This is a genomic window from Weissella sp. DD23 (genome assembly GCF_001579105.1).
In the GTDB taxonomy this organism is placed as follows: domain Bacteria; phylum Bacillota; class Bacilli; order Lactobacillales; family Lactobacillaceae; genus Weissella; species Weissella cibaria.
This window is the reverse complement of the sequence record NZ_KQ970391.1, coordinates 313,367-318,622: the sequence shown is the minus strand read 5'-3', so window position 1 is coordinate 318,622 and position 5,256 is coordinate 313,367. Positions and strand designations below refer to the sequence as shown.

The 5,256-nt window shown below is 46.2% G+C and carries 4 protein-coding genes; all 4 read right to left on the bottom strand.

The genetic code is table 11. From position 1 onward, the window contains the following. Positions 1-226 precede the first annotated feature (226 nt). The gene (locus WEIDD23_RS04010; protein WP_010373477.1) at positions 227-799 is read right to left on the bottom strand and encodes a hypothetical protein; all 573 of its coding nucleotides are present in this window, start codon (positions 797-799) and stop codon (positions 227-229) included. Positions 800-1,103: 304 nt separating this feature from the next. Beyond that, on the bottom strand, positions 1,104-2,222 hold the full coding sequence (locus WEIDD23_RS04005) for a WxLIP family cell surface protein (RefSeq protein ID WP_010373474.1): 1,119 nt from the start codon (positions 2,220-2,222) through the stop codon (positions 1,104-1,106). Between the two features lie 11 nt (positions 2,223-2,233). Continuing rightward, the gene (locus tag WEIDD23_RS04000; RefSeq protein WP_010373472.1) at positions 2,234-2,914 is read right to left on the bottom strand and encodes a hypothetical protein; all 681 of its coding nucleotides are present in this window, start codon (positions 2,912-2,914) and stop codon (positions 2,234-2,236) included. Between the two features lie 11 nt (positions 2,915-2,925). After that, positions 2,926-5,256 (bottom strand): hypothetical protein (locus tag WEIDD23_RS03995; RefSeq protein ID WP_197458797.1); only part of this gene is annotated, 2,331 nt, incomplete at its 5' end.

The window sequence follows — 5,256 nt, the reverse complement described above, 5'->3', positions numbered from 1 at the left end:
GATCGAAGAAACTCTCACTCTTATCACGTTGACTCGCTGCTTGTACGGGAGTGACGTTTAAGTCAGCCTGGGCTGCATGAACGGTTGTCCCAGACAACGTTACAGCACCGACACCGACTGCAAACGCTAGCCATGTCATCTTTTTCATTATGTATATAACCTCTTACACGAAATACTCTCTCTTTACCAAGCCAAATGATGGGAAATCAAAGATGGTTTAAAAGCTTTACTTCGTTGCGGCACCAGCAACGTTTGACAATGACCAAGTCAACGTGTTCGTGTATGTACCAGCGTTAACATTAGTGTTCTTAGCAACGCTCAATGAGTACTTACCCAAGTCAATGGCCTTACCATTGTTTGCTGCGTTACCTGTCGTTAAATCAGTTCCGTCAGTTGTGATCGTCTTTTCGCCAATCTTCAACGTAGCGTTGTTGTTCAAAGCCGTCTCACCAGCCGTGGTACCATCAGTACCCTTAACCCAGCCACCTTGCTTAACGTTCAACGTCCATTGACCGTTATCGGCCAAGAAATCATCAACGTTCACTGATTCGTCATCGGCAGTCTTATCGTAGCCACTTGCATAAACAGCTGCGGCATTTGCACTACCAAAGTCAACAGCATCGTTAACATTGTATAGTGACAAGTGACCAGCTTCGAACTTAACTGATCCAGTTGTCGTTGCTGAAGTAACATCAGCTGTATCTGAAGCAGCCGTTTCATTCGCAGCAAATGCTGCAACTGGTGCAACCAAAACGGCAGCCCCAAGCACAGCAGATGCCAAAGTCTTCTTAAACATCATATTCGTTTCCTCTTTTCTCTCTACTGGGACAAGTCTCTCCTCAAGTCCCACCATTCTCTATTGCTAAAAGTTTGTTATCAACTTGATTTCCCATCATTTGGCTTGATAACTTCTCATGGATAAAAGAATACTTTTTACCCACTTACATTATGTAATAGAAGCCCCCAAACATTTTACTTTTTCCCAAACCCTCAAAAGCCGATAGAAACCTTAATTTAAGGTCATTTGGAAGCGCTAACAGAATTCCCAAATGCTCGTATGTCAGATGCCAATTACATCACTGACCGATTTATTAAGTTAGCCGTTACTTTTCTGCTTTATGTGTCATCTTGCGCCACCATTTTGCTGGTAACACGAAAATTGCCAAGTTAGGCTTCCGCATCTTTAAGAACCACAAAATGATAAAGGCAACTAAGCCAAACACAATGACTAAGAGCACAATAATAATCCAGGCCCAGACCGGTAAATGATTTGCCGCGTTTTGGACAGCATCCGTTCGATTCAACTTTTGCGCTTGATTTGCACTCAAGGTAAACGTTGATTTAAACGTCTGCTTGTAATTATACTTCGTCCCATCAGCGGCCTTATATTTACCGTTGGTATTCTGTGAATAGTAAGCAACCGTCGCAACATGGTACGTACCAGCCTTAAACGCTTTTCCCTGTAATTGCATGGCCCAGTTCATTGTTGAATTTGGGGCCATTTGCATCATTGATTGGGCAAACTTTTTAACCGTCTTACCTTTGTTATCAGTTACCCTAGCCGTGACAGCCAAGCGATTAACAAAGGTACTCGTCACGTTGTTAAATGTTAACTTCACAACGTTTTGGCCATCAACCTGACTGGCTTTGGCACCACCAAAATCAAGCTTTGGCTTTGGTAAGTCATCACTTTGGCGCGCCATTACAGCCAAGGCATAGGCCAACTTCGTTTGAATCGCATTATTGTTTGTCACGCTTGATGTATCATCAACTTCTGAAAAACGTAGGCCGCCGGCAATTAAGCCTGTCACCTTTTGCTTGGTCATCGTAAACTTCACAGGCACATCAACAGAGGTCTTTGCCTTAATCGTGATATCAGGATGTTCGACAGACAACAGCTCACCCATTTTTACAGGTAACTCTTTCACCTTGTCGGCCGCCATCACATTATCAACCGATCCCGTCGCTGTAGTACCGGCCGACCCAGTCTCAATGTGAATTTTGATATCCTTTGAGGCGACGTTCTGCACCGTGACATACAAGGTTTGACTAGCACCTGGATTGGCTTTCAGATTATAAAAGCCGAGGGTTTTATCAATTTGATTATCTGGCATCTGTGGTGACACCACATAATTCATCGAATTATCCGCCGAAACTGTCTGACTAGCCAATGACACAAATGCCGTCACAAGTAGTGCCATTAATAATTTCATTCGTTTCATTTCAAGCACTCCTATTCGCCAGTGACCGCTGCACCAGCATCTTGCGTCAATTCATAATTAATCTGGCCCATATAAGTGCCTAACGCAGGCATTTGCCGGTAAACCGTCACGATTGGCACAACGTTCAAATCAGCCAGCTTAGTTTCACCGAAAGCATTCGCCGTTACCCGCATCACACTATCCGATTTATTGGCCATTCCGTACGTCTTGCCACCCTCAATTAACGTCGTGGGGGTATTTTCTGGTAACGTGACTCCAAATAGTTGCATCTGCGTTTTTAGCTCTGCCCCATTTGGGTCATAGGTGGCGTTTCCCTTAGCGTCCGCAGTTGCTTTGCGAAAACCAGTAAACGTCGCCATTAGTTGCCAGTTACCATTTGACGTGTAATTTTCTATATTACCGGTAATGGCCGCACCCGCTAATTGGTAGCCATCCGTATCTGTTAAGGCCGTCGAGTTATTTGCCGTCAAAGCACTGTTATTGCTAAACAGTTGGGTCAAACTAACCCGTGAAAAATCAACCGCAGTATCAACGTTTAATAGTTGCAACCCACCAGATTTAACAGTCGCCGTCATATCTGTCGTGGCGCTGTCTTGCTGTACGCCGTCATCATCGTCGGCGTGAACCACACCGCCGGCCAACCCAAGTACAATGGCAAGCGTCAAAAGCCAGTATTTACTTGTTCGCTTCATCTTTTTGCCTCCTACTTTGTATCGCCGAGTGTGTTACCCTGCACAGCATTAACCGTCCAAACAATCGTTCCCTTGTAATCACCAGTGCCAATCGGCTTATTACCTGAAGTTGGCTGTGGAATATTGAGGTAAACGTTATTGTACGTCAGCGTCGTCGTCTTTGTCATCATACCCGATGCAATTGTAACTGGATCAGCCCCAATCGCAATCGCATTTCGCATATACAATCCTGAACCCAACACCGTTGAGCCCGAGCTTGCAACTTGCGTTAACGCATCATCGCTTGCCGTTGGCAAAGTCGTCTTACTCATAAAGAGTTGCGCATTTTCTAATTCACCTGTATTTGAACGGAAATTAGGTGCCAATTGAGCTGTGATATTAATGTTTGTCTTGTACTTACGTGTATCAGACAAAATGACTTGCATATTCTGGTTGTCATTTTGCACCAAATCACTTGAACTGGTGTGAACCAAACTATTAAACATGTTTGGTGACGTGTAAATGTCGAATGGATTTGATGGTGGCGTCACCGCTGCAATGGCAACCGTTCCGGTTTCATCATCATGATCATCCGTTGCTTCACTATCGGCATCATCAGATGCACTTGGCGCAACTGATGCCGTACTATCCGCGATGGCACTTTGCGCCTTCGAAACGGTATCCGTAATTGCAACGGATGAGTTAACCGTTCCATCGGAATTCAACACAGCGGCCGAATTACTTGCCAATGCGGAAGCGACCTGGCTTGCGTCCGTCACGACGTGTGACGCCATGCTTGACGCCATACTCTTGGCCACACTAGATGCCAATGATGACATTGCGGCACTATCTAGTCCACCAACGGCTGACGCAACCGAACTCGCGATTTCACTGGCAACCGAACTTGCAACCGAACTTGCAACGGCTGCACCAACGGCGGCTGACTTGTTCAACGTAAAGTCATCGGCAGCCTTACCAACGGCCGAATCAATCGCGTTCAACAAGTTATTTCCTGTCGTCGTATCCAAATTACCACGACCTGAACTGTCCTTGGTGTTCATTTGCTCATTCACATTGTTACGAATATCAGCAACCGTTGACGTGTCTTTCAACAACGTATCACCCATTGATGACGAAATCGTTCCGCCATCAACCGCGGTCTTAATAACGTCCTTCGCCAACTCGTATGGCGTGTTTGATCCAGCTGTAATCAACTGTTGGGCTGCATCAGACGCAACCTTACCAGTCGTCACGGCATTTGACAAAGCCGCCTTCGTATCTTCATTAGCCAACTGCGTAACTGTCTTTTCAGTGGCAGTCGTCGTTGTTTCCGTCGTCGTCGTTTCAATCTGCTTCGTCAAAGAACGAATATAGAAGAAATCAGAGTCCGTATCGGCCGGTGCCACAACGGGTACTTGGTTCAACACGTTTTGCACTTTATCAATCTGATCTTGCAAAGCGGCCGCACCAGCCGTATCACCGGCGGCCAACAAGGTGTCCTGAACTTGCTGAATCTTCGCGATTGTAATGTTGGCATCGGTAATCGCAGCTTGCTTAACCGTACTCAACAACGCACCTTGCGTGTCGTAGTATGACGGTACCGGTGTTCCATCAGCCTTCGTGTAATCGTTAGGCTTTGGGGCAACCGGCAAATCACCATAACTGGCAACCGCCTTCGGGTCCGTTTCGACCTTCGTCTGCAAATCCTTCAACGCATCCGTTGGCACTGGATTACCGTCCGCATCACGAACCGCATTACCATTGGCATCGACTTCGTAGTACTTCGCCATGACTGACTTTTCATCCGCGTGCTTTTCAACATAATCAAGCAAGTCAGATTGCGTCAAAGGCGTCTTAACTGATGCGATATCCAAGTCATCCGTTGACAAGTCAGCCAATTCAGGGTGGCTAGCTTGCAACTTAGACAAGGCCAATGCTTGTAGCTTAGCCATTTGTGCTGGGTCGTTCATGTCAACCGGATTTTCCGGATCATACGGCAACTTAACCGTATATGATTGTCCGTTAACAACCACTGAGGTCGTAACTGTAATCGTAACCGAAACTGATTGCTCGCCCGGATTCAATTCGGCACGTGATAGCAAATCAGTATAGTCGTTCAACGTAGCTTGGTATTCAGCACGATCCGCAATTTGCTGACGCAGTGCCGCCACTTGCTGGGCCAATTCACCATTCGGATCGTTGGCCAACCAAATTTGCATATCGGGGTCGTTCATAATCTTGTTGTATTGCTGAATAGCTTGCGTACCTGAGTTGTCCAGGAAGAAAGAATCCAACAAACCGTTACCGGTTGTGTCACCTGCTTGTTCCGTCAAGTCCAAGAATTCCAGAGATGATGGCTTCTG

What these genes read in the sequence shown, in the direction of transcription:
- WEIDD23_RS04010 (WP_010373477.1), bottom strand. Translation starts at nt 799, where the DNA reads ATGATGTTTAAGAAGACTTTGGCATCTGCTGTGCTTGGGGCTGCCGTT.
- WEIDD23_RS04005 (WP_010373474.1), bottom strand. Translation starts at nt 2,222, where the DNA reads ATGAAACGAATGAAATTATTAATGGCACTACTTGTGACGGCATTTGTG.
- WEIDD23_RS04000 (WP_010373472.1), bottom strand. Translation starts at nt 2,914, where the DNA reads ATGAAGCGAACAAGTAAATACTGGCTTTTGACGCTTGCCATTGTACTT.